This is a genomic window from Variovorax paradoxus, from assembly GCF_029919115.1.
In the GTDB taxonomy this organism is placed as follows: Bacteria; Pseudomonadota; Gammaproteobacteria; order Burkholderiales; family Burkholderiaceae_C; genus Variovorax; species Variovorax paradoxus_O.
In genome coordinates this window covers 2,954,121-2,977,863 of sequence record NZ_CP123990.1, presented here as the reverse complement: position 1 = coordinate 2,977,863, position 23,743 = coordinate 2,954,121, and the positions used below count along the sequence as shown (strand labels likewise).

The following is a 23,743-nucleotide window of genomic DNA, read 5'->3' as shown; positions in this document are numbered from 1 at the left end:
GGAGACACGCACCATGCCAAAGTTTGCAGCCAACCTCACGATGCTCTTCACCGAGCTTCCGTTCATGCAGCGCTTCGAGGCCGCCGCCAAGGCGGGCTTCGAGGCGGTGGAATACCTGTTCCCCTACCCCTTCGAAAAGAAGGAGCTCACCGCCGCGCTGCGCGCCAACGGTTTGCAGCAGGTGCTGCACAACCTGCCTGCCGGCGACTGGGACAAGGGCGAGCGCGGCATTGCCTGCCACCCCGACCGCACCGGCGAGTTCCGCGAAGGCATTGCCATGGCCATCGACTACGCCACCGCACTGGGCTGCCCGCAGCTCAACTGCCTGGTCGGCAAGGTGCCGGCCGGCGTGAGCACCGAGGCCGCGCACAAGACCGTGGTCGAGAACCTGCGCCTTGCCGCCGGCGAGCTCGAGGCGGCCGGCCTGCGGCTTTTGATCGAGCCGATCAACACCTTCGACATTCCGGGCTTCTTTCTCACGCGCACCGACCAGGCGCTGGCGCTGATCGACGAAGTGGGTTCTTCCAACCTGCGGGTGCAGTACGACATCTATCACGCGCAGCGCATGGAAGGCGAGCTTGGCAACACACTGTCGAAGAACCTCGCGCGCATCGGCCACATCCAGCTGGCCGACAACCCCGGGCGCGGCGAACCGGGCACGGGCGAAATCAACTACCCGTGGCTCTTCAGGCACATCGATTCGATCGGCTACGACGGCTGGATCGGCTGTGAATACAAGCCGCGCAGCGACACCGTCGACGGCCTCGGATGGCGGCAGGCCCTGACGCAGCAGAAGTGAACCCAGACAACAGCATCCAAGGAAACTGAAGACATGTCGCAATCTCAAAAAATCGGATTCATCGGCCTCGGCATCATGGGCGCGCCCATGGCGGGCCATCTGCTCGACGCGGGCTACCAGCTGTTCGTGAACACCCAGGGCAACACACCCGAGCCCTTCATCTCCAAGGCGACCATCTGCGCCTCGGCGGCCGAAGTGGCGCGCCAGGCGGACGTGATCTTCATCATGGTGCCCGACACGCCCGACGTGGAGAAAGTGCTTTTCGGCGAGCCGGGCACGCTGGGCGTGGCCGAAGGCCTGAAGGACTCGCGCGGCAAGATCGTGGTCGACTGCAGCTCCATCGATCCGATTGCCACCAAGGGCTTTGCCAAGCGCATCATCGCGCTGGGCTGCGGCTACATCGACGCGCCCGTCTCCGGCGGCGAAGTGGGCGCCAAGGCCGCGAGCCTCACCATCATGTGCGGCGGCGACGAAGGCACCTTCGGCCAGGTGCGGCCGCTGCTCGAGAAAATGGGCAAGAACGTCACGCTCGTGGGCAACGTAGGCGACGGCCAGGTCTGCAAGGTGGCCAACCAGATCATCGTGGCGCTCAATATCGCGGCGGTGGGCGAGGCCCTGCTGTTCGCGTCCAAGGCAGGCGCCGATCCGGCCAAGGTGCGCCAGGCGCTGATGGGCGGCTTTGCCAGCTCGCGCATTCTCGAAGTGCATGGCGAACGCATGATCAAGCGCACCTTTGCACCGGGCTTCCGCATCTCGCTGCACCAGAAGGACCTGAACCTGGCGCTGCAGAGCGCACGTGCCCTGGGCGTGGCATTGCCGCAGACCGCGGGCGCGGCGCAGCTGATGAATGCCTGTGCGGCGCTGGGACATGGCCAGCAGGACCACTCGGCACTGGTGCGTGCGCTCGAAGCGCTCGCCCAGCACACCGTCACGCCGGACTGAGCCTGCGGCTCAGGTCTTTGCAGCCTCGAGGGATTCCTTGAGGTTGCGCCGGCGCCATGCCCAGGTCTTCACGGCCTGCGGCAGGATGCCGATGCAAGAGGCGTAGTACGTCACCTTGAAGCCCCAGAAACGCGGGCCGATGGGAGTGTCGCGGAACAGGTCGCCCGCCAATATGGACAACAGCGCCTCCTGCATGCGCCAGATGTTGCGCGGCGCCATGAACAGCCGCCGAATGGCCGGCGACGTGATGCGATAGATGAACCACGAGAACATCTTCGGTCCGCGCTTCATCACCTTCTCGTAGTGGCGGAAGGCTTTTTCGGCCTCCTTCGCCTCGCCCCTGAGCCAGAGGTCGGCCGCCTTGGCTGCCTCGAAGCCGCTGTTCATTGCGAGGTACACGCCCGACGAGAACATCGGGTCGACGAAGGCATACGCATCGCCCACCATCATGAAGCGGTCGCCGCGGCAGAACTTGGAGTCGTAGGCGTAGTTGCCGGTGGCGGTGGCGCCTTCCATCAGCGTGGCGTTCTTCAGGCGCGCGGCCAGCTTGGGCGCAAGCGCGATGGTTTCCATCAGGAAGTCTTCGAGCGACTTGCCCTGGCGGCCCTTGAAGTACGCGGGCGAGGCCACCGCGCCGACGCTCACGGTGCCGTCCTTCAGCGGGATGTACCAGAACCAGCCGTGATCGAACCAGAACAGCGAGATGTTGCCCTCGAAGCGGCCCGGGCGGCGTTCCGCATTGGCAAAGTGTCCGTAGAGCGCCGCGCTCGCATGCTTGCGGTTGCGCTGCTTGGCGTCGAACTGGCTGGACAGCAGCGTGTCGCGGCCGCTGGCATCGATGACGAAGCGCGGGCGCCACTGGGTCTCGGTGCCGTCGTCGGCCTTGACCTTCACCAGCGGGCGGTTGTCGGCCGTGCCTTTGCCCGCGTCCATGTCGACACCTGTAACGCGCTGGCCTTCGAAGGTTCGCGCGCCAAGCTTGCCGGCGTGGCGGAACAGCAGTTCGTCGAACTCGGAGCGGCGCACGTGCACGGCATACGGAAAGCTCTTGTCCATCGCCTCGCCGAAGTCGAAGTGGCTCGAGTGGTCGTGCCACGGCGAGACAAACTCGGCGCCGTGCTTCTTGATGCCGATCGCCTCGACCTCGGTGCGCACGCCCAGCCGGTCGAACAGCGGCATGTTCATGGGGAGCAGCGATTCGCCGATGTGAAAGCGCGGGTGCTGCGCCTTCTCGATCAGCACCACGTCGTGCCCCTTGTCCGCAAGCAGCGCCGCCACGGTGGAGCCCGAAGGCCCGCCGCCGATGACCACGACGTCGGGGTCGGTGGTGGTGAAAGCTCCGGGTGTCATGCGCTGCCCCTCTTCGTTGTCTTTTGTGTGTCTTGATTGACGATGGCCGGCGGCCTTGGCTGCACGGCCTTGCATTGCCTTGTTTAACCTTGGTTGCCCTTGGCCAACACTTTCGGAGTTTAGCGAACCGGCGCTTCGGTTCCGCGCGGGCTATGGGTTCAGGCGTTTTCGGCATTTCCCCTTTGGGAACAAGCCATGCTTTTGCGGTAGCCTCATTCCCCGTCAGAAACAAGGAGACATTTCATGGCTGCACCCCTCTCCCCCGCAGAAGAAGCTCTTCGCGATGCAGCGCGCGAATACCATCGCTCGCCCGTCAAGGGCAAGATTTCCATCACGCCGACCAAGCCGCTCTTGAACCAGCGCGACCTGTCGCTGGCCTATTCGCCCGGCGTGGCCTATCCCTGCCTCGACATCGCGGCCGACCCATCGCTGGCGGCGGACTTCACCGCGCGCGGCAACCTGGTGGGCGTGGTCACCAACGGCACGGCGGTGCTGGGCCTGGGCAACATCGGCCCGCTGGCCGCCAAGCCGGTGATGGAAGGCAAGGGCTGCCTGTTCAAGAAATTTGCCGGCATCGACGTGTTCGACATCGAGCTGGCCGAAACCGACCCCGACAAGCTGGTCGACATCATCGCGGCGCTGGAGCCCACGCTGGGCGGCATCAACCTCGAGGACATCAAGGCGCCCGAGTGCTTCTATATCGAAAAGAAGCTGCGCGAGCGCATGAATATTCCGGTGTTTCACGACGACCAGCACGGCACGGCCATCATCTCGGCCGCGGCGCTGATCAACGGGCTCGAACTGGTCGGCAAGAAGATCGAAGACGTGAAGATCGCCGTCTCGGGCGCCGGCGCGGCCGCCATTGCCTGCCTGGACGTGATGGTGGGCCTGGGCGCCAAGCCCGCCAACATCTACGCCTGCGACTCCAAGGGCCTGATCTACATGGGCCGCGCGGGCGGCTTCGACGACTCCAAGGCCCGCTACGCGCAAAAAGACACCGGCGCCCGCACCCTGGCCGACGTGGTGAAGGACGCCGACGTGTTCCTCGGCTGCTCGGCCCCGGGCGTGATGAGCGCCGAGATGGTCAAGACCATGGGCACGCAGCCGATCATCCTGGCGCTGGCCAACCCGGAGCCCGAGATCCGGCCCGAACTTGCCAAGGCCGTGCGGCCCGACTGCATCATTGCCACCGGCCGTTCGGACTACCCGAACCAAGTCAACAACGTGCTGTGCTTTCCGTACATCTTCCGCGGAGCGCTCGACTGCGGCGCCAGCAAGATCACGGAAGAAATGAAGCTGGCCTGCGTGCGCGAGATTGCCGAACTCACCAAGGCCGACATCAGCGAAGAAGTGGCCACCGCCTATGCGGGACAAGAACTGTCGTTCGGGCCCGACTACATCATTCCCAAGCCCTTCGATTCGCGGCTCATCCTGCGCATTGCACCTGCCGTGGCCAAGGCGGCGCATGCATCGGGCGTGGCCGCGCGGCCCATCGAAGACATGGACGCCTACCGCCAGCACCTGACGCGCTTCGTCTACCAGACCGGCATGTTCATGCGCCCGGTGTTCAGCGCCGCCAAGATTGCCGCCGCCAAGCGCGTGGCCTATGCAGAGGGCGAAGACGAGCGCGTGCTGCGCGCCGCGCAACTGGCGGTAGACGAAGGCCTGGCGCAGCCCATCCTGGTGGGCCGCCCCGCGGTGATCGAGGCGCGCATCAAGAAGGCCGGGCTGCACATCCGCGTGGGCACCGACGTGGAAATTGTCGACCCCGAGGACGACCCGCGCTTTCGCATCTACTGGGAGAGCTTCCACAAGCTCATGGGCCGCCGCGGCGTAACGCCCGAGGCCGCCAAGACCATGGTGCGCCGCTCCAACACCATCATTGCCGCGCTGATGCTGCACCTGGGCGATGCCGACGCCATGATTTGCGGGCTGGTGGGTCGCTTCGACGTGCACCTGGAGCACATCCGCAACCTTATCGGCCTGAAGCGCGGCGCGCCGGGCTTTGCCACGCTCAACGCACTCACGCTCGAGAAGCGCACGGTGTTCATTACCGACACCAACGTGAACGAAGATCCGAGCGCCGAGCTGCTCGCCAGCATTGCAATGATGGCGGCCGAAGAGGTGCGCCGCTTCGGGCTGCCGCCGAAGGTGGCCTTTCTTTCGCACTCGAACTACGGCACCTCGAGCCGCGGCTCGGCGCGCAAGATGCGGCTGGCGCGCGACCTGTTCGCGCAGATGGCGCCCGACATCGAATGCGACGGCGAAATGCACGGCGACTCGGCGCTTTCCGAAGAAGTGCGCCGCATTGCGCTGCCCGAGACCACGCTCACCGGAGAGGCCAACCTGCTGGTGTGCCCCAACCTCGATTCGGCGCACATCCTCTACAACGTGCTGAAGATGACGGGTGCCAACGGCATCACGGTCGGCCCCATCCTGCTGGGCGCCTCGGGCTCGGCGCATGTGCTCACGCCTTCGTCCACCGTTCGGCGCGTGGTCAACATGACGGCACTGGCGGTAGCAAATGCCACTACGGCGCTGAAGTAAGGCGCCGCGCCGCTTTCTTCCGGTCCAACGCCTCGCTGCATGCCGCAGCGGGACGTTTTTCTTTGCGGGCCGGGCGGTGCATGCACCGTTTTCGCCCGCCCATCACTTTTTTCGCTGGCATGCAATCTGCTAATACCCTGAGCAGATATTTTAAATATCTTCTTAATATATTTACAGCAATGCTGGCCAGGCCGGCTCTTCGTCAACCCCACCGAACTTTCGGAATCACTCCATGACCAATCCCCGCTGGCAAGGCATCTTCCCCGCCATCACCACCAAGTTCCACGCCGACGAGCGCATCGACGCGGAGGGCACCGCGCGCCACATCGACTTCCAGATCCGCAACGGCATTCACGGCCTGGTCACCTGCGGCTCGCTGGGGGAGGCAAGCACGCTCACGCTGGAAGAAAAGCTGCAGGTGGCCCAGATCGCGCTGGAGGCGGCCGACGGGCGCATCCCGGTGTTGGCGAATGTGTCGGAAACCAGCACCCGCGAAGCGCTGCGCTATGTGGACGGGGCCAACAAGCTGGGGGTGGCGGGCTTCATGGTGATGCCCTCGGTGATCTACGTGGCCGATGCGCGCGAGGCAATGCTGAATGTGCGCACCATCGCCAATGCGGCGCAAAAGCCGATCATGGTCTACAACAACCCGGTGGCCTACCGGGTGGACCTGAAGCCCGAGCACATGGTGCAGCTGGCGGACTGCGAGTGGATTGCGGCCATCAAGGAGAGCACGGACAACATCCGCCGGGTCACGGACCTGCGCAACACGGTGGGCGATCGCTACCAGCTGTTCCTGGGGGTGGACGACCTCGCCTACGAAGGCCTGGCGCTGGGTTGCGATGGCCTGCTGGCGGGCGTGGGCTGCGCATTCCCGCGCGAGACGGTGGCGCTGTACGACCTGATGAAGGCGGGCAGGTTTGCCGAGGCGCTGAAGCTGTACCAGTGGATGACGCCGATGCTGCACCTGGATGTGTCGACCAAGCTGGTGCAGAACCTGAAGCTGATCGATGCGCTGGTGGGGGTGGGCAGCGAGCACATGCGCCGTCCGCGCCTGCCCCTGGTCGGCGAGGAGCGCGCGGCTGTGGAGGCGATCGTGAAGAAGGCGCTGGCCACACGGCCTGTGCAGTACCAGTCGGTCGCCTGACGCGTCGCGCAACCTTCACCGCAAGGCCACAACACCATGAAAGAACATGCCTTGGAACGCGGGGGCTTCTCCCGCCGGGTGCTCGACGCGTCGGACTTCGTCCTGCGCTGCGAGCGCCGCCTTCTCTCCGGCCTGATGGGCCTGCTCATCGTGCTGGTGCTGTTGAACGTGGTTACGCGCTACGGCGGCGTGCCGCTCTACTGGGTCGACGAGGCCTCTGTGTACTGCGTGGTGTGGCTCACCTTCATCGGCGCTTCCGCAATGACGCGGCTGCGGCTCGACTTTGCGGTGACGCTGCTCACCGACAAGCTCGGCGAAAAAGCAGTGCGCATTGCCAAGGCCGCGGCGTCGGGCGGTGTGCTGCTGCTGGGCCTGGCCCTGCTGGCCATGTGCTGGCTCTACATGGACCCGGTGGGCATCGTGCGCTATGGCTTCGATGCCAAGGAATACGCGGCCGAGTCCTTCAACTTTCTCTATACCGAGCGCACGCAAACACTGAACTGGCCGACCTGGGCCATCCAGCTGATCTTGCCGGTCTTCTCGGCCACCCTCAGCCTGCATGCGCTGTCCAACCTCGTCGAAGACCTTGGCCTGCAACCCCGCCGCACGCACGCCGAGTTCCATGTGACCAACGCCGACGCGGTGAACTGACATGCTGACCTCTGCATTTTTTCTGTTGATCATGCTGGTCGGCGTGCCGATTGGCGCCTGCCTGTGCCTGTCGGGCATCGTGTACATCCTGAACTCGGGCGACACCGTGCTGTTCCAGTCGTTTCCGGTGCAGATGTTCGGCGGTGTGGACAGCTATAGCCTCATTGCGATTCCGCTGTTCATCCTGATCGGCGAAGTCATGAACGGCGGCGGCATCACCAAGCGCCTTGTCGACCTGGCGTTGGCCTTCATCGGCTCGGTGAAAGGTGGGCTGGCCTACGTGAACATCCTCGCCAACATGCTGGTGTCGTCGATCATCGGCTCAGCCACCGCGCAGGTGGCCATCATGAGCCAGATCATGGTGCCCGAGATGGAGAAGCAGGGCTACGACAAGACCTTTGCGGCGGGCATCACGGTGTACGGCGGCATGCTGGGGCCGATCATTCCGCCTTCGGTGATGTTCGTGGTGTACAGCGTGCTCGCACAGGTGGCGGTGGGCGACATGCTCATCGCCGGCATCATTCCCGGCGTGATTCTCACGGCGCTGTTCTTCATCGTGATTGCGTGCATGGGCTTGATCTACAACTACCCGCGCACCGCCAAGCGAACCATCAGGCAGCGGCTGCACACCATGCTCACGGCCTGCCCCACGCTGCTGATTCCAATCGTGATCGTCGGCTCGATTCTTGGCGGTTTTGCCAACCCGACCGAAGCCGCGGCCGTGGGCGCGGTGGCTGCGGTGCTGGTGGGCCGCTACGTCACCAGGGAATTCCGCTTCGCGATGATTCCGCAGATCCTGCTGAAATCTGCGATCTATTCCGCGGTGGTCCTCTTCCTGGTGGCCGCCGCGGCGGTGTTCTCGTGGCTTCTGATCTACGGCAAGGTGCCGCAAGCCACGGCCGCGTGGATCCAGACCGTGGCCAAAGACCCGATTGCGTTCCTGTTGCTGGTGAACCTGATCCTGCTGGTGATCGGCACCGTGATCGACGGCATTCCGGGCTTGATCATGACCGTGCCTATCCTGCTGCCCATTGCCACCGAGATCTACGGCATCGACCCGCGCCACTTCGGCGTGGTGGTGGTGATCAACCTTGTGCTCGGGCTGATGACGCCGCCGGTGGGCCTGAGCTTCTTCGTGGCTTCTGCAGTCACGGGTGCCAAGCCCGGAAAGATGTTCATCGTCACCTTGCCGTTCTTCCTGATCTGCTGCGCGGCGCTGGTGCTGCTGTCGCTCTTTCCAAGCCTGTCGCTCGCCCTGCTCAAGTAGGCCGGGCAGGCGCCCCCTTTTTCTTCACCCAACCCGGAGCCTCGCATGTCTCTCTCCCGCCGCAAGTTCGTCATTCAGGCCGCAGCCGGTAGCGCTGCCGCGTCGTCCGCTCTTTTCAGCACCGTGTCGCGCGCAGCGGCCGCCAAGGAGTTTCGCCTCGGCATCATCACGCCGGCCGGCCACTCGTGGAACCGTGCCGCAGTGAGCTTCGGCGAAGCACTCAAGAAGGCGACCGATGGGCGCCTGAGCGCCACCGTGTTTCACTCGGGCCAGCTGGGCAACGAGTCGGCCATGATGCAGCAGCTGCAGTCCGGCGCATTGGACATGGGCTGGATCCAGGCCGCCGAGCTCGGCTCGCGCGTCTCCAGCGTGGCCGCCATCAACGCGCCCTACCTCGTGCGCTCCACCACCAACGTGGCCTCGCTGGTGCGCACACCTGCCGCGCTCAAGCTGCTCGACGTGCTGCCGCGCGAAACCGGCACCATCGGCCTGGGCTGGGGCATCACCGGCATGCGGGTGGTGTTTTCGACCAAGCCCATCTCCACGCCGACCGACCTCAAGGGCATGAAGCTGCGCATCAACCCGACGCCGGTGTACCGCGACTTCTACCAGCTGCTCGGTGCCGCGCCCACGCCGATTCCCACCCCCGCCGTTTTCGACGCGATGTCGAACGGCCAGGTCGACGGGCTGGAGGCGGACATCGAGTTTTCTTGGAACCAGCGCTTCGACCGGGTCGCGAAGACCATGCTGCCGATGAATGCGCTGTTCATGCCCTTTGCGCCGCTGGTCTCGGGCCGCATCTGGCAGACGCTCGACGCCAAGGACAAAGCGCTCATTACCGACCTGGTGAAGCAGTCGCTCGACGCGCAGATCAGGGACATCGTGACCACCGAACTCGGCCTGATCGACAAGTTCAAGGCGAGCGGCATCGCCATCAAGAGCGACGCCGGCTACAACCCCGCGCCGATCATTGCGGAGTTCGACAAGATCTGGCTGCCGAAGGCGCCGCAGATTGCGGAGTTGCGCAAGATCGGCGCAACGCTCTGAGCCTGCGCGCCGGGCCACCGCGGGGCCACCACCGCGGCGCCGCCCGGCCAGGCCGGCGCCCCAACCTGGTTCGGCAGCGGCGCTCCTTTCGACCAAATCCGCGAGAACTCACAAAGAAGGTGCATTGCCGCCGCCACATTGCACCGCGGCAGTTCACCGGAAGGGTTCGCACCAATCGCGTGCGGGCACCGTTTTTGCTTGAATGCAGAAGCATTCACCTCCAACGGATTTCGCATGAACAAGCGCCAACTGCTCCAGTCCTTCCTCGCCGCCTCGGCCCTCAGCTTCGGCCTTTCGTCGGCCCTTGCCCAGACCACGACGCCGATCAAGTTCCAGCTCGACTGGCGCTTCGAAGGTCCGGCCGCGCTGTTCCTGCACCCTGCCGCCAAGGGCTACTTCAAGGCCGCGGGCCTGGACGTGACCATCGACGCGGGCAATGGCTCGGGCGGTACCGTCACGCGCGTGGCCTCCGGCGCCTACGAAATGGGCTTTGCCGACCTTGCCGCGCTGATGGAATTCCACGCCAACAACCCCGACAGCCCCAACAAGCCGGTCGCGGTGATGATGGTCTACAACAACACGCCGGCATCGGTCATGACGCTCAAGAAGAGCGGCATCACCAAGCCGGCTGACCTGGCCGGCAAGAAGCTCGGCGCACCGGTGTTCGACGCGGGCCGCCGCGCCTTCCCGATCTTTGCCAAGGCCAACAACATCGGCGCCGTCAACTGGACCGCCATGGACCCGACGCTGCGCGAAACCATGCTGATCCGCGGCGACATCGACGCGATTACGGGCTTCACCTTTACCTCGCTGCTCAACCTGGAGGCGCGCGGCGCCAAGGCGGCCGACATCGTCGTGCTGCCCTACCCCGACTACGGCGTGAAGCTGTACGGCAACGTGATCATCGCGTCGCCCAAGCTCATCAAGGAGAACCCTGAAGCGGTGAAGAAATTCCTCTCGGCGTTTGCCAAGGGCGCGAAGGAAGTCATCGCCAACCCGGCTGTGGCCATCGAATCGGTAAAAGCGCGCGACGGCATCATCGACAGCAAGCTCGAAACCCGCCGCCTGCAGCTGGCCATCGACACCGTGATCAACAGCGCCGACGCGCGCAGCGAAGGCTTTGGCGCGGTGAACGCCGGCCGCATGTCGCTGATGGCTTCGCAAGTGTCGGACGCATTCAACACCAAGACGCGCGTGAGCCCAGACGCGGTGTGGACCGCGGCAATGCTGCCGCCCGCAGCCGAACTCAACGGCGTGCTGCGCAAGTGATGGCAGACGCATCGAGCGAGGCCGCAGCTCCCTTCGTCGACTTTCAGGACGTCTGGCTCGCCTACAACGAAGAGCTGCTGCGCGCCAACCACTTCGCGGTCGAGGCCATCGACCTGAAGGTGAAGCGCGGGGAATTCATCGCCATCGTCGGGCCGTCGGGCTGCGGCAAGTCGACGTTCATGAAGCTCACCACGGGGCTGAAGATGCCGTCGATGGGCAAGATCCGCATCGATGGGCAGCCCGTGACCGGGCCGCTCAAGATCTCGGGCATGGCGTTTCAAGCGCCTTCGCTGCTGCCGTGGCGCACCACGGTCGACAACGTGCTGCTGCCGCTCGAAATCGTCGAGCCCTACCGTTCGAGTTTCAAGGCCAAGCGCAAGGAATACGTCGAGCGCGCGCGCAAGCTGCTGCAGAAGGTGGGCCTTGCAGGCTATGAAGACAAGTTTCCGTGGCAGCTTTCGGGCGGCATGCAGCAGCGCGCAAGCATTTGCCGCGCGCTCATCCACGAGCCAAAGATGCTGCTGCTCGACGAGCCCTTCGGCGCGCTCGACGCCTTCACGCGCGAAGAGCTCTGGTGCATTCTTCGCGACCTCTGGACCGAGCAGCAGTTCAACGTCATCCTGGTGACGCACGACCTGCGCGAATCGGTGTTCCTGGCCGACACGGTTTATGTGATGAGCAAGAGCCCGGGCCGCTTCGTGGTCAAGCGCGAGATCGAGTTGCCGCGTCCGCGCGAGCTTGAGCTCACCTACACCAAGGAGTTCACCGACATCGTGCTGGAGCTGCGCGGGCACATCGGCGCCATTCGCAACACGGGCATCAGCGCGGCGCAAACAGCGGCCGCGGTGTCCCACTGAAGGCGCGCCATGAAGAACACCAAGCAAATCGAACGCTGGTCGCCCTGGCTGCTGCTCGTGGCGGTAATCCTGCTGTGGCAGGTGATCTGCGCCGGTTTCGGCGTGTCGGACTTCATTTTTCCGAGCCCGCTGCGCATCTGGAACCAGTTCTGGGAATTCAAGGAAATCATCGCGGGCCATGCATGGCGCACCTTCTGGGTCACGATGGCGGGCTTCGGCCTGGCCATTGTGGTGGGCGTGCTGCTGGGCTTCGTGATCGGCAGCTCGCGCATCGCGTATGCGGCGATCTATCCGCTCATGACGGCCTTCAACGCGCTGCCGAAGGCGGCCTTCGTGCCCATCCTGGTGGTGTGGTTCGGCATCGGCGTCGGCCCGGCCATTCTCACGGCCTTCCTGATCAGCTTCTTCCCGATCATGGTGAACATTGCCACCGGCCTTGCCACCCTGGAGCCCGAGCTGGAAGACGTGCTGCGCGTGCTCGGCGCCAAGCGCTGGGACGTGCTTGTGAAAATTGGCCTGCCGCGCTCCATGCCGTACTTCTTCGGCTCGCTCAAGGTCGCGATCACGCTGGCCTTTGTCGGCACCACAGTGAGCGAAATGACGGCCGCCAACGAAGGCATCGGCTACCTGCTGATTTCCGCCGGCTCGGCCATGCAGATGGGCCTGGCCTTCGCGGGCCTGATGGTGGTGGGCGCAATGGCCATGCTGATGTACGAACTCTTCAGCGTGATCGAGAAGCACACGACCGGCTGGGCGCATCGCGGATCGCAAAACCAGTGAGGCGCGGCTCATGACGCACGACCAGATCATTCGCGCCTTGCGCCGGGCCGATGAGGTGGCCCGCCGCGCCATGGCCATGGGACGGCACCCGTTCGGCGCCGTGCTTATTGCGCCCGACGGCGAAACCGTCCTGGCCGAGCAGGGCAACATCGACACGGTGAACCACGCCGAGGCCACGCTCGCGCGCCATGCCGCGCAAAACTGGCCGGCAGACTACCTGTGGCAATGCACGCTGGTGACAACCTTCGAGCCTTGCGCAATGTGTGCGGGCACCAGCTATTGGGCAAACATTGGCCGCGTTATCTACGGGGCGGAAGAAAGCGCATTGCTCGCGCTCACGGGCGACCACCCCGAAAACCCCACGCTGAGTCTGCCCTGCCGCGAAGTGTTCGCTCGCGGGCAGAAGAAGATCGAAGTGATCGGGCCGGTGCCTGGAGTGGCGGACGAGATGATCGCCACGCACCGCGGCTTCTGGGAAGCGCGTTAGTAGCGCTAGGCCAGCAGCAGCGACGCCTCGTCGCGCCAATACGCGATGGCTGCCAGCCAGCCTTCCCACACGCAGCCATTGCAGCCGCGCCCGCAGCAGGTCGTGGGTTCGGGCGGCGGCACACGCAGGGTGATTCGCTGCGCGGCGGCTTCGAGTTGAACCGCCACGATCAGCGCCTGGGCGCTGGCAAGGTCGACGGGAACAGGCAGGTCTTTGTCTGTGAACGGCATAGGCTGGCCGCGGCGGCCAAGAGCCGCACAGAAGGCTTGCGCCTTACCAGAAGATCCAGAGTGCCAGGCCGCCGAAGATCGACCACTTCACAAGGTAGTACGCCCGCTTGTCCCAGGCCTTGAGCCGCTTGCCGATGACGCGGATCTGGTAGATGTACTTGAACGCGCGGTTGATGCCGCCGGTCTTGTCGCCAACGTCGTTGGGCGAAGCGGCCGCGGCCAGCAGGTTCTTTGCAAACCAGCGGTTCACGGCGCTGGCCCAGCGGTACTTCAGCGGGCGCTCGATGTCGCAGAACAGGATCACGCGGTCCTTGTCGGTCGTGTTCTCGGCGTAGTGGATGTAGGTTTCGTCGAACACCACGGCCTCGCCGTCGCGCCAGTGGTAGCGCTGGCCGTCCACGTCGATGTAGCAGCCCTCGACGCCCGGCGTCCACAAGCCCAGGTGGTAGCGCAGCGATCCCGCGAACGGGTCGCGGTGCCGCACGAGGCGGCTGCCCGGCGGAAGCTCGGCAAACATGGCGGCCTTGATGGTGCCGATGCCTTTGAGCAGCTCGGTGGTGCGCGGGCACAGCACGGCGGCCGAGGGATGCGCATCGTCGTACCACTTGAGGTAGAAGCGCTTCCAGCCGCTCTTGAAGAAGGAGTTGAAGCCCACGTCGTTGAACTGGCTCGAGGCCTTGATGCTGCCGCCGTTGCGCATGGCCAGCGCCTCTTCGCGAATGACTTCCCAGTTCTCTTCGAGCACGCGCATCTCCGGAAACTGCGCGGGCGACAGGTACGGCGTGCTCGGCACCTTCGAGAAGATGTACATGAAGGCGTTCAACGGCGCCAGGAAGGTCGAGTGATCAGACAGCTGCCTGAAAAAACGATGCCGAACCTGGCCGCGGAAGTGAACGTAGAGTGCGCTGAGCGCGAAGATGGCGAGAATGACCCACTTCATTAAAGTGTCCTGTAGAGCGGGTCGTAGTGTAATTCTTCACACTTCTTCCGGCCTGAGCGGCCTTCTATGCCCTTTTTGGCCGTTTTTGGCCCCTCCAGGCCCGTCAGCTGCGCAGCAGCTTGATCAGCGCCGCCAGTTCCTCTCCGCCCAGCCCTGCCGCCTCGGCACGCCTGAACAACCCTGCCGCGAACGCCGGAAATTCGGTGTTGATACCGGCCTGCTGCGCGGTCTGCAGGATTCGCTGGGTCGCTTCCACCGAAATGCGCATGGGGCTTTGCGATATTGCGAAGTCGCCCGACTGGATGACACTGCCTTCGTGCTGCAGGAACCCGGCGAAGGTGGGCATGATGCCCGCCACGATGCGGCCGTATTCCGCCACGTCGAAGCCTTCATGCTCGGCCACGCGCGCGCCGTGCAAAAAGCCGAGCATGGTGCCGTAGATGGTCGACAGGGTGGCCAAGTCCATGGCCGCAGCGGCGCTGGCCTTTTCGCCCAGGTACACGATGCCGCCGCCCAGAACGCCGAGCAACGGCTCGGCCGCGCGAAATACCTGCTGTGCACCTGACATGAGAATGGGCGTATCGGGCTGCCCCATCTGGTCGGGCGCGGCCTGTATGGCGCCTTCGAGGTAGGTCGCGCCCTGGCGGTGCGCCCAGGCCTCGGCATCGCGCGCGTCCTGCGGACTGCCGGTGGTGAGCTGCACCAGCAGGCGGCCGTCCATTGCCGCGGCCACGCCCTCGGCGCCAAGGATCGCGTCGACCGCGCGGTAGTCGTACACGCACATCAGGGTCACCGGGCTTGCGCGCAAGGCTTCGGCGGCACCGCGCGCGAGCACGGCACCCCGGCTCACCAGCGCCGCGGCCTTGTCGGCCGTGCGGTTCCACACCGTGACCTTGTAGCCCTTGTCGAGGTAGAGCCGCGCGATGGTCACGCCCATCGATCCCAGGCCCAGTACGGTAATTTCCTTGTTGCTCATGCCAGTCGTCCGCAAGTTGTGAAGAGGCCTGCATCGTAGGAATCGCACTCTCCAACGGTCAAGTACCTACAATAAAGTGAGGTACTTACCAAAACGTATGTAATGAACCAACAAGGGCAAGAACGGATGAAAGCCAAAAAACCCTACAACTGCGGCATCGGCCCCGCGTTCGAGGTCATCGGCGGCAAGTGGAAGGCCGTGATCCTTTGGGAGCTTCATGCCCAGCCGCGCCGCTTCGGCGAGCTGAAGCGGCTCTTGCCGGACATCAGCGAGAAGATGCTGATCCAGCAGCTGCGCGAACTGGAAGCGGACGGCATCGTGCACCGCGAGGTGTTCCACGAAGTGCCGCCGCGGGTGGAGTATTCGGAGACGAAGCTCGGCGCTTCGCTCAACGCGGCGCTCGGGCCGCTGGCCGATTGGGGCGACCGCTACGCCAGGCGTGCGAGCGCGGCGCGCTGAACTTTGCCGGTGCCCCGAGTGGCCGTGCCGGTCAGGCCCAGCCGGTTTCGATTTCAGTCTTTACTTCGGTCATGAGCCGGTGCACCGGGCACTTGCCCGCGACCCGCAGCAACTCGTCGCGCTGCGCCTCGGTGAGCTCTCCGGTCACGCGCAGGCTCGACTTCAGGCGGTAGATGCCTTTGCGCTCCTCGCTGTCGTCGCGGTCGACAATCACCTCGATGTCTTCCACCGGCATGCCCTTGCGCCGCGCGTAGATCAGCACGGTGAGCGCCTTGCACGCGGCCAGCGAGGCGTCGTACAGGTCGTGCGGCTCCGGCCCCGCATCGCTGCCGCCACCGGCTGGGGAGGCATCGATGGGGATCTCGTGGCTGCGAATCTTGAGAATGTGACGCGTGCCCGTGATGCCGTCGCGCCGGACCGTGATGCTCATGCCGATGTCCTTGGTGGTGAATGTGGGAGTGGCTGTGAATGCCGGGCGCGATGGTAGCCCGTGGCCTTGCTCAGCGGTCGACCGCAAGCATCAGCGTTTCCTTGATTTCTTCCATCACCACGTAGCTGTGCGATTCGGCCGCCACGGGCAGCTTCTTGAGAATGTCGCCCAAGAGGTGCCGGTACTCGCTCATGCCGCTCAGGCGCGCCTTCACCAGGTAGTCGAAGCTGCCCGAAACCAGATGGCACTCGAGCACCTCGGGCATGTGGAGCAGCTCCTTGCGGACCTTGTCGAACACGTCGCCCGACTTGGCGGATAGCTTGATCTCGACGAACACCAGCAGCGTCTTGCCCAGCGCCTCGGGCGACACATGCGCGTGGTAGCCGCTGATGACGCCTTCGCGTTCCATGCGCTTCACGCGCTCGGCACAAGGCGATGCCGACAGGCCGATGCGCTCGGCCAGTTCGGTCATGGAAATGCGGCCCTGGCGCTGCAGCAGGTCGAGGATCTTGCGGTCGATGCGGTCGAGTTCGGGCATTTCACTCCACGCGAGGCATTGGACAAAAGTTTTCAGTGGATTTCACTGAAAACCGCTTGAAAACGATGAAATCCACCGCATTGTGCGCCTTAGATTTCGTGTATTCACCTTCATTCTGGTAAATATCCATGAAAGTCATCGTTCTTGGCGGCGGCGTGATCGGCACCACGACGGCCTACTACCTCGCGCGCTCGGGTGCCGACGTGACGCTGCTCGACCGTCAGGCCGGCCCGGCCGAGGAAACCAGCTTCGGCAACGCCGGGCAGGTGTCGCCGGGCTACTCGACGCCATGGGCCGCGCCGGGCATTCCGCTGAAGGCGATCAAGTGGATGTTCCAGAAGCACGCGCCGCTGTCGATCCGCCCGGACGGCACGCTGTTCCAGCTGCGCTGGATGGCCGCCATGCTGCGCAACTGCTCGCCCGAGCGCTACGCGGTGAACAAGGAACGCATGATGCGCGTGGCCGAATACAGCCGCGGCTGCCTGCAGCAACTGCGCGCCGAAACGGGCCTTCAATACGAACAGCGCACCGGCGGCACGCTGCAGCTGTTCCGCACGCAGGCGCAGCTCGACGCGGTGCAGCGCGACATCGCGGTGCTCGAGGAATGCGGCGTGCCGTATGAACTGCTCGACCGCGATGCGCTCGCTCGCGTGGAGCCGGCGCTGGCCGGCGCGCGCGACCGGCTCGCGGGCGGCCTGCGCCTGCCGAACGATGAAACCGGCGACTGCCACCTGTTCACGCGCGGCCTCGCCGACATCGCGCGCGGACTGGGCGTGGACTTCCGCTTCGGCCAGACCATCGACGGACTGGAGACCGACGGCGGCCGCATCACCGGTGTGCGCACCAAGGCCGGCAAGATTCTTACAGCCGACCGCTATGTGATGGCCTTCGGCAGCTATTCGCGTGCGGCCATCGCATCGCTGGGGCTGGACATCCCGGTGTATCCCGTCAAGGGCTATTCGCTCACCGTGCCGCTCCTCGACGAATCGCTGGCGCCGCAATCGACCGTGCTCGACGAAACCTACAAGGTGGCGGTCACGCGTTTCGACAACCGCATCCGGGTGGGCGGCATGGCCGAGCTCGGCGGCTTCGACCTGCGGCTGAATCCGCATCGCCGCGCCACGCTCGAGAAGGTGGTGAGCGACCTGTTCCCCGGCGGTGACCTGCCGCGCGCCACCTTCTGGACCGGCCTGCGCCCGATGACGCCCGACAGCACACCCATCGTCGGCGCCACGCGCTACCCGAACCTGTTCCTGAACACGGGTCACGGCACGCTGGGGTGGACGATGGCATGCGGCTCGGGCAAGCTGATCTCCGACCTTGTGACGGGTCAGCGGCCGGAGATTCGCACGGACGGGCTGGCGATGGACCGCTACACCCAAGGGACGTCGCACCATCGGCGTCCGAATCCTGCGACTGCTGCGGCCTGAGGCCTGAGGCCTGCGGTTTTGGGCCGCTGTTCGGGGCGCGTGCAGAGGCCACCGGGTACTCCCCTCCGCGAATGTCCCCCGGGGCTACGCCCCTCCTCTTTTATTTCGCTGCGGGGAGCACCCGATGCCCTGTGCACTGGGGCACGCTCGTGGTGTATCGCTGATCAACGACTGCTCCGTATAACGCTCCCGCTGGCGGGGTGCCTTGCGCAGCGAAATAAAGGAGGAGGCCGCAGGCCGGGGGACATTCGCGGAGGAGGCCGCAGGCCGGGGGACATTCGCGGAGAAAGGTACCCCGTCGGCGGGTGCGCCGCCCTGAACAACGGCGCCAAATAACTCACGCAGCCTTCGCAATCGGAATGGTCACAGCGTTCATCCCGCGGTAAACCTCCGCCTCGCCATGCTTCGCAAGCAACTGCATCAGGTGCTTGCGAATCAGCATCCCCGGCCGGTCGGACTCCATTGAATATTCGACACCTCGCCGCCGCGTATCGACCAGCGCATCGGGATCTGTCGATTCGAGGATGTCCTTGTCCTCGCGCGTGATCTCCTCGTCGAAATCGATCAGCATCTGCGCCGCGCAATCGGCCTCCGTGTCGTTGCGGAACAGCCATTGGCACAGCTGCATGCGGCCATCGTCGATAGGCGTGAAGCAGTTGATGATGATGTGGCGCACGCCGCTCGGGTATTCGATGTCGAGCCGGCGCGAGAACGGCAGGAAATAAGCGTTGCGCATGTGACGCGTGGTGATCGGGTCCGTCACACCGCTGATGGCGTGAAACTTGGCGGGGTTCACCGCCTCGATCACAGTTTCCGCATGGAAGCCGTTTTCGTTTTCCACCAGCTCGTACTTGCTCGGCTTCGGGCTTGCGGCCACGCCGAAGGTGGCGCGGTGCACAAAGCTGAAGTGCGAGTTGTCGAATGAGTTTTCCAGCGCGCGCATCGGGCTGGTTTGCCATTCTTCATAGAACTGGAAGATGGTGCGGTAGCCCGGGTCGGTGAACTCCGGAATCGCCGGAATATCCGCAAGCGGTTCTTCCAGTGCCACCCATGCATAGCCGTAGCGCGCAGTGCAGCGGTAGGCGGTCGTCTTGTACTCCGGCGAAATCTTTCGGTCGGGCTCGTACTGCGGAATGCGGATCACCTGGCCGCTGCGGTCGTAGGTCCAGCCGTGGTAACCGCATTGGATGGCCCCCTGCCCGCAGGCCTTGCCTTCGCCGTCGACGCACCAGCCCTTCGAAAGCTTGGCCGTGCGGTGGCAGCAGCGGTCGCGCAGCGCAGCGGGCTGGCCGTCGGCATCGATGAAAAGAACGATGTCTTCGCCCAGCAGCGTGAAGGGCTTGGGGCCATGGGCCAGGTCGGCAAGCGGCATGACGGCATGCCAGAACTTGCGGAAGACGGGTTGTTGGGTGACGAGCATGCGTGAACTCCTTCTGTTGTTGCGCGTGGGTACGAACGAACCTGAAAGAGCAATTTCCTGCCGCGGGGGCTGAACGCTTCTACTCTTTGCGCGTGGGTACGAACGAACCTGAAAGAGCAATTTCCTGCCGCGGGGGCTGAACGCTTCTACTCTGCGCCACTTGCCATGCAAATTGCGCGCCCACATTGTGGCCCGGGCCGACGCAGCCTCCAAGCACCCGACGGCAATGCCCGAGCAAAAGACCGTGGCATGCGGCTTGGCATGGCTCGTGCATGAACTTGCGCAAGAGTAGAAGCGTTCAGCAGCGCACGCACCACGGTTGTGCGCCCGCCCGGAAATTGCTCTTGAAGTGCCTCCTGCCTTGGGCGGGAGGGTTCAAGACCCGAGAATTCCGAGGCCCCACATGCAACGTCGATTCTTTCTTGCGGCCAGTGCCGCTACCCTTGCCGCCCCTGCCGTCTTTGCCCAAGGCGGCGGCAAGCTGACCCCGCTCAAGTTCACGCTCGATTTCCGCATCAACGGGCAGACCGCGCCGTTCTTCCTCGCGCACAGCAAGGGCTACTACAGGGACGAAGGCCTGGACGTGACCATCGACACCGGCGCCGGCTCGGTCGCCTCCATCACGCGCATTGCGAGCGGCGTCTACCAGATGGGCCTGGGCGACATCAGCTCGCTGGTCGAGTTCAATGCGCAGAACCCGGGCACCCCGATGGTGCAGGCCGTGTACCAGTACTACAACCGCGCACCCTTCGTGATCATCGGCCGCAAGGACCGCGGCGTGACCGGCGACTTCAAGAGCCTGGCGGGCAAGAAGGTGGCCGCGGCGGCCGTCGAATCGACCCGCCGCGCGTGGCCGATGGTGGCGCGCAAGCAAGGCATGCGCAGCGATGCATTCCAATGGCAGACCACCGACTTCAGCGCGCGCGACAACGTGATGGTGCGCGGCGACGTCGATGCAGCCACTTACTTCCATGATTCAGCCATCTCGCTCTTCGCACGCATGAAGGCCGAGGAACTGTCGGTGCTCAAGTATTCGGACGCAGGCGTCGACCTGTACGGCAACGCCATTCTGGCAAGCAGCAACCTCATTGCGCAGAACCCCAAGCTGGTTGCGGCTTTTCTGCGCGCCACCAACCGCGCCATCGTCGAGACCTTTGCCAACCCGGCGCCCAGCATTGCGGCCATGCGCCAGCGCGAACCCATCCTCGACGAAAAGATGGAGCTCGAGCGCTGGGGCGTGACGGCGCAATACGTGGGCGCGGCTGACACGCGGAGCCATGGCCTGGGCGACATAAAGAAACTCACGCTCGAGCAGCAGGTCGACGAAGTCGTCGATGTATTCGGCCTCAAGGTCAAGCCCGCGTCCGACGCCATCTTCAACACTTCGATGCTGCCATCGCGGAGCGAACGTACCCTCTCCAAGACATGAGCCAAGACATTACCCAAGGCATGAACATCAGCAACAGCCACACCGTACCCCCTGAAGAAGCCACGCTCGACGAGCGCGACGAACGTTATCTGCGCAAGGCCATCGTCTGGTCGCATGCGGCGCGCAGGCGCGGCAACCGGCCGTTCGGGTCGGTCATCGTCTCGGCCGCCGGCGAGGTGCTGGCCGAGGCCGGCAACAGCAACACCGAGACGGGAGACTGCACCGCGCATGCGGAGGTGAATGCGCTGCGCGCGCTGGCCGGAAAAGGCCTCACGCGCGAAGAGCTTGCGGGCGCCACCATCTATGCATCGGGCGAGCCCTGCGTGATGTGCGCGGGTGCCATCTTCTGGTCGAACATCGGCCGCGTGGTGTTCGGCATCGATGCCGAGCGGCTGCGCGTGTTCCGCGGCGAGCGGCAGGACCAGCGCGATGCGGAGCTGTCGTGCCGCGATGTGTTCCGCGCGTCGCCGCATCCGATCGAATGCATCGGCCCAGCGCTGCTCGACGAAGCGAGTGCCGCGCATGACGGAGCGTGGAAGTAAAGAACGCCCGACTAGACTCCAGGGATGCCCTGGCACGCCCATCTTCATCTCGACTACCGACGGGAATCCGCCCGCAGCGTCGCACGCTTTCGCCATGACGGGCCGCTGCGCATCCTGCAGAGCCTCTATCCAGAAGGCGATGCCATCTGCCACAACGTGCTGGTGCATCCGCCGGGCGGGCTGGTGGGTGGCGACACGCTGGACATCGACATCGAGGCGGCGGATGGAAGCCACGGGCTCATCACCACGCCCGGTGCTTCGCGCTTCTATCGATCCGAAGGCGAGCTGGCGCTGCAGCGCACGCGCATCCGGCTGGCCCAGGGTGCGCGGCTCGAGTGGCTGCCGCTGGAAGCCATCTGCTACAGCGGCTGCAAGGCTGAGAACCGCCTCACCATCGAGGCCGAACCCGGCGCCGAGATGATCGGCTGGGACGTGACCGCCCTGGGCTTGCCCAACGCAAACCAGCCTTTCGAACGCGGCACGTATCTGCAGCACATCGAGGTGCCTGGCATCTGGCTGGAGCGCGGGCGCATCGACGCGGCCGACCAGCGGTTGCTGCAAAGCCCACTGGGCTTCGGCGGGCACCGCTGCATTGCATCGCTGTTCTTCGTGTCGGGCACGCCGGCCGCGCGTGCGCGGCGCGATGCGATGCTGGCGCATGCACGCTCGGCCATTGATGCGCACGGCCTGCAAGAGAGCGCGGGCGCAACGAGCCCGCATGCCGAGATCGTCGTGCTGCGCGTGCTCGCGCCAGTGGTCGAGCCCGCGATGCAGTTGCTGCGCCAGGTGTGGCAGGCGTGGCGCGCGGAGCTGTGGCAATTGCCCCCAAGCTCGCCGCGTATCTGGGCCACCTAGGCCGTCAAGCGGCCTTCGGCTCTGGAAGGATGGACGTCAGCGCAAAGTCGACGAGGTGGAGCCAGGTCGCTTCGAGCCCCATGATGCTGTGATGGTCGGAGCCGGGAACGGTTTGCACCGCCACGGGTGTCGGCCAGGCGGCGATGAGCTTCTGCGAACGCTCGGGCAGCACCACGTCGTCATGCTCGGCCAGCAGCACCTGCGTCTTGGCGGCCACCTCCTTGCAGTGCGTCAGCGAATCGAAGCGATGACGCAGCAGCAGTGATAGCGGCACGAGCGGAAAGCGCCGCTTGGCCACTTCCAGCATCGAGTCGTAAGGCGTGACCAGTTGCAGGCTGGAGAACTCCTGCTGCGCCACCAGCTGAATGGCCACGCCCGTGCCCAGGCTTCGGCCGACCACGTGCAGGCGCGCCTGCGGAAAGGCCTTGCGCAAGTGCCGCGCAAACTGGATGGCATCCGCAACGGAAGCAATCTCGGACGGATGGCCCTGCGAATCGGCCACGCCGCGGTAGTTGACCGCGGCAAAGCCGAAGCCTTCGGGCAGCCAGTGCAATGCCTGTGCGGTGGCGCGCACGTCCTCCCCCCGCCCGGCGAAATAAATGAAGAGGTCTTGCAGCGCCTCTTCGCCGTGTGGGTGATAGACATACCCGCGCACCATGCCGCCCGGCACCGTGTGCGAGTAGGTGGAAAAGTCGTCCGACAGATGAACGACGGGAAGCTTTCGGGCGTTGAAGAGAATGTGCCCCTGGCGCGTTGCCAGAAGGGTCCAGTACGCCGCGATGCCGCCAATGGCAGCGGCCGACGTCGAGAGTGCGATGCGAAAGGCTTTGGATGACAAGGTTCTTTTCTCCGAAAGAGGCTCTGCGCCGGCGGCTTACCGCTTGCAGTCGCCGCCGACGGAAACCGTGCCGTCCTTGCACTCCGTCAAGATGCGTTCGTCGGCCGCGCGCGGAGGCGCGCCGTTCAAGGCGGCATCCGGTGCGGAGGGTGCGGGTGGTGCGCCTTCGCGCTGATACACGATTTTCTTGGTGCCAAGCTCGCAGCTCCCCACCATCTGGCCGCCCGCCTCGGCGTTGGCATCGACGGTGGTGACCGTGAACCGAGTGACGCCCGCGGCGGCAATCTTCGATTCGATCTGGGTACGCAAGGCCTCGCAATTTTCAGCGGCGGCGTTGGCGGTGCCCGCCGAAGCGAGCGCGATGGAGATCAACCAGGGTTTCATGATGAGTCTGTCTCGTACCGGGGGTACCGAGGGGTTTGCGAGCCAAGAGTCTAGCCCCGCATTTTCGGAAGAAGCATCCTCGCACACGCGCTGGTAACCGCAGGTCACGGCCGCCAGGATGCAGACTCA

Annotated in this window: 25 protein-coding genes; 16 read left to right on the top strand and 9 right to left on the bottom strand. The window is 64.8% G+C overall.

Features of this window, described 5'->3' with window-relative positions; genetic code table 11:
* Positions 1-13 precede the first annotated feature (13 nt).
* Positions 14-799 (top strand): hydroxypyruvate isomerase, encoded by a 786-nt coding sequence (gene hyi / locus QHG62_RS14545; protein WP_281146355.1) that lies wholly within the window; start codon positions 14-16, stop codon positions 797-799.
* Between the two features lie 33 nt (positions 800-832).
* Complete coding sequence (locus tag QHG62_RS14540; RefSeq protein ID WP_281146354.1) at positions 833-1,741, top strand: 2-hydroxy-3-oxopropionate reductase; 909 nt, start codon at positions 833-835, stop codon at positions 1,739-1,741.
* A 9-nt stretch (positions 1,742-1,750) separates the two neighbouring features.
* Here the strand turns inward: QHG62_RS14540 and QHG62_RS14535 are convergent, their stop codons facing one another.
* A complete protein-coding gene (locus QHG62_RS14535; RefSeq protein WP_281146353.1) occupies positions 1,751-3,091 on the bottom strand; it encodes an NAD(P)/FAD-dependent oxidoreductase in 1,341 nt (446 codons plus the stop codon).
* A 243-nt stretch (positions 3,092-3,334) separates the two neighbouring features.
* Here QHG62_RS14535 and QHG62_RS14530 point away from each other — a divergent pair, with 243 nt between their 5' ends.
* From QHG62_RS14530 to QHG62_RS14490, 9 genes are all read left to right on the top strand, one after another.
* A complete protein-coding gene (locus QHG62_RS14530; RefSeq protein ID WP_281146352.1) occupies positions 3,335-5,638 on the top strand; it encodes an NADP-dependent malic enzyme in 2,304 nt (767 codons plus the stop codon).
* 232 nt (positions 5,639-5,870) lie between these two features.
* A complete protein-coding gene (locus QHG62_RS14525) occupies positions 5,871-6,785 on the top strand; it encodes a dihydrodipicolinate synthase family protein (RefSeq protein WP_281146351.1) in 915 nt (304 codons plus the stop codon).
* Positions 6,786-6,821: 36 nt separating this feature from the next.
* The gene (locus QHG62_RS14520; RefSeq protein WP_281146350.1) at positions 6,822-7,436 is read left to right on the top strand and encodes a TRAP transporter small permease; all 615 of its coding nucleotides are present in this window, start codon (positions 6,822-6,824) and stop codon (positions 7,434-7,436) included.
* 1 nt (position 7,437) lies between these two features.
* A complete protein-coding gene (locus QHG62_RS14515) occupies positions 7,438-8,703 on the top strand; it encodes a TRAP transporter large permease (RefSeq protein WP_281146349.1) in 1,266 nt (421 codons plus the stop codon).
* A gap of 45 nt (positions 8,704-8,748) precedes the next feature.
* Positions 8,749-9,750 carry a TRAP transporter substrate-binding protein gene (locus tag QHG62_RS14510; RefSeq protein WP_281146348.1) on the top strand — a complete coding sequence of 334 codons (1,002 nt, stop codon included), beginning with the start codon at positions 8,749-8,751 and terminating at the stop codon, positions 9,748-9,750.
* Positions 9,751-9,984: 234 nt separating this feature from the next.
* Positions 9,985-11,019, top strand: coding sequence for an ABC transporter substrate-binding protein (locus QHG62_RS14505; protein ID WP_281146347.1), 1,035 nt, complete (start codon positions 9,985-9,987; stop codon positions 11,017-11,019).
* Complete coding sequence (locus QHG62_RS14500) at positions 11,019-11,876, top strand: ABC transporter ATP-binding protein (RefSeq protein ID WP_281146346.1); 858 nt, start codon at positions 11,019-11,021, stop codon at positions 11,874-11,876. The genes QHG62_RS14505 and QHG62_RS14500 overlap by 1 nt, the downstream gene beginning before the upstream one ends.
* Before the next feature lie 9 nt (positions 11,877-11,885).
* Positions 11,886-12,656, top strand: a complete 771-nt coding sequence (locus QHG62_RS14495; RefSeq protein ID WP_258501850.1) for an ABC transporter permease — start codon at positions 11,886-11,888, stop codon at positions 12,654-12,656.
* A gap of 10 nt (positions 12,657-12,666) precedes the next feature.
* Positions 12,667-13,143, top strand: coding sequence for a nucleoside deaminase (locus QHG62_RS14490; RefSeq protein ID WP_281146345.1), 477 nt, complete (start codon positions 12,667-12,669; stop codon positions 13,141-13,143).
* A gap of 5 nt (positions 13,144-13,148) precedes the next feature.
* Here the strand turns inward: QHG62_RS14490 and QHG62_RS14485 are convergent, their stop codons facing one another.
* The 3 genes from QHG62_RS14485 to QHG62_RS14475 all read right to left on the bottom strand — a co-directional run bounded on the left by QHG62_RS14485 (position 13,149) and on the right by QHG62_RS14475 (position 15,289).
* Positions 13,149-13,373: an oxidoreductase-like domain-containing protein gene (locus tag QHG62_RS14485; RefSeq protein WP_281146344.1), complete on the bottom strand. Its 225-nt coding sequence runs from the start codon at positions 13,371-13,373 to the stop codon at positions 13,149-13,151.
* A gap of 43 nt (positions 13,374-13,416) precedes the next feature.
* The gene (lpxO, locus tag QHG62_RS14480) at positions 13,417-14,313 is read right to left on the bottom strand and encodes a lipid A hydroxylase LpxO (protein WP_157615143.1); all 897 of its coding nucleotides are present in this window, start codon (positions 14,311-14,313) and stop codon (positions 13,417-13,419) included.
* A 103-nt stretch (positions 14,314-14,416) separates the two neighbouring features.
* On the bottom strand, positions 14,417-15,289 hold the full coding sequence (locus tag QHG62_RS14475; protein ID WP_281146343.1) for an NAD(P)-dependent oxidoreductase: 873 nt from the start codon (positions 15,287-15,289) through the stop codon (positions 14,417-14,419).
* A 126-nt stretch (positions 15,290-15,415) separates the two neighbouring features.
* Here QHG62_RS14475 and QHG62_RS14470 point away from each other — a divergent pair, with 126 nt between their 5' ends.
* Positions 15,416-15,748 carry a winged helix-turn-helix transcriptional regulator gene (locus tag QHG62_RS14470; RefSeq protein WP_281146342.1) on the top strand — a complete coding sequence of 111 codons (333 nt, stop codon included), beginning with the start codon at positions 15,416-15,418 and terminating at the stop codon, positions 15,746-15,748.
* Between the two features lie 31 nt (positions 15,749-15,779).
* On the opposite strand, the gene QHG62_RS14465 is transcribed toward QHG62_RS14470, so the two are convergent.
* Both QHG62_RS14465 and QHG62_RS14460 read right to left on the bottom strand, forming a co-directional pair.
* On the bottom strand, positions 15,780-16,178 hold the full coding sequence (locus tag QHG62_RS14465; protein WP_281146341.1) for an OsmC family protein: 399 nt from the start codon (positions 16,176-16,178) through the stop codon (positions 15,780-15,782).
* A gap of 70 nt (positions 16,179-16,248) precedes the next feature.
* Complete coding sequence (locus tag QHG62_RS14460) at positions 16,249-16,716, bottom strand: winged helix-turn-helix transcriptional regulator (RefSeq protein ID WP_055803119.1); 468 nt, start codon at positions 16,714-16,716, stop codon at positions 16,249-16,251.
* A 128-nt stretch (positions 16,717-16,844) separates the two neighbouring features.
* On the opposite strand from QHG62_RS14460, the gene QHG62_RS14455 reads away from it, so the two are divergent.
* A complete protein-coding gene (locus QHG62_RS14455) occupies positions 16,845-18,146 on the top strand; it encodes a D-amino acid dehydrogenase (RefSeq protein ID WP_281146340.1) in 1,302 nt (433 codons plus the stop codon).
* A gap of 337 nt (positions 18,147-18,483) precedes the next feature.
* Here the strand turns inward: QHG62_RS14455 and QHG62_RS14450 are convergent, their stop codons facing one another.
* A complete protein-coding gene (locus tag QHG62_RS14450) occupies positions 18,484-19,566 on the bottom strand; it encodes an aromatic ring-hydroxylating oxygenase subunit alpha (RefSeq protein WP_281146339.1) in 1,083 nt (360 codons plus the stop codon).
* A 403-nt stretch (positions 19,567-19,969) separates the two neighbouring features.
* Between QHG62_RS14450 and QHG62_RS14445 the strand changes: the two genes are divergently transcribed.
* Genes QHG62_RS14445 through QHG62_RS14435 form a run of 3 tightly spaced genes read left to right on the top strand, consistent with a single transcriptional unit; the run spans position 19,970 to position 22,392 of the window.
* Positions 19,970-20,995, top strand: a complete 1,026-nt coding sequence (locus QHG62_RS14445) for an ABC transporter substrate-binding protein (RefSeq protein ID WP_281146338.1) — start codon at positions 19,970-19,972, stop codon at positions 20,993-20,995.
* Positions 20,996-21,015: 20 nt separating this feature from the next.
* Positions 21,016-21,537 (top strand): nucleoside deaminase, encoded by a 522-nt coding sequence (locus tag QHG62_RS14440; RefSeq protein ID WP_281151650.1) that lies wholly within the window; start codon positions 21,016-21,018, stop codon positions 21,535-21,537.
* Positions 21,538-21,561: 24 nt separating this feature from the next.
* Positions 21,562-22,392 carry an urease accessory protein UreD gene (locus QHG62_RS14435; RefSeq protein ID WP_281146337.1) on the top strand — a complete coding sequence of 277 codons (831 nt, stop codon included), beginning with the start codon at positions 21,562-21,564 and terminating at the stop codon, positions 22,390-22,392.
* Positions 22,393-22,396: 4 nt separating this feature from the next.
* Here the strand turns inward: QHG62_RS14435 and QHG62_RS14430 are convergent, their stop codons facing one another.
* Both QHG62_RS14430 and QHG62_RS14425 read right to left on the bottom strand, forming a co-directional pair.
* Positions 22,397-23,230 carry an alpha/beta hydrolase gene (locus QHG62_RS14430; protein WP_281146336.1) on the bottom strand — a complete coding sequence of 278 codons (834 nt, stop codon included), beginning with the start codon at positions 23,228-23,230 and terminating at the stop codon, positions 22,397-22,399.
* Between the two features lie 36 nt (positions 23,231-23,266).
* Positions 23,267-23,614, bottom strand: a complete 348-nt coding sequence (locus tag QHG62_RS14425; RefSeq protein WP_281146335.1) for a DUF1161 domain-containing protein — start codon at positions 23,612-23,614, stop codon at positions 23,267-23,269.
* Positions 23,615-23,743 lie beyond the last annotated feature (129 nt).